General features: G+C 65.4%; 1 pseudogene. It reads right to left on the reverse strand.

Annotated features, from left to right (window positions below):
• Nucleotides 1-240: pseudogene (locus tag ACPYOJ_RS36540) on the reverse strand (hypothetical protein); the annotation flags it as partial.

The raw sequence follows: 240 nt of genomic DNA on the forward strand, positions 1-240 counted from the left end.
GGGGGGGGGGGGGGGGGGGGGGGGGGGGGGGAGGGGGGGGGTGGGGGTGGGCGCGATAGTAGGGATATGCCGTGCGGCAGCGCGATACTGGCCCTGAACTGGGGTATGGTCCATCAGCGATATGAGATCGAGGGCGCCGGCTCGCAGCAGACCTTCGATCACGACGCGGGCGTGGGTGAAGGTGATTTCGAAGCGCGCATGAAATCCATGGTCGATCAGAAAATCGTTTTTTCGGAGCTC

The sequence above is a fragment of the Rhizobium sp. SVR5-9E genome (assembly GCF_056755095.1).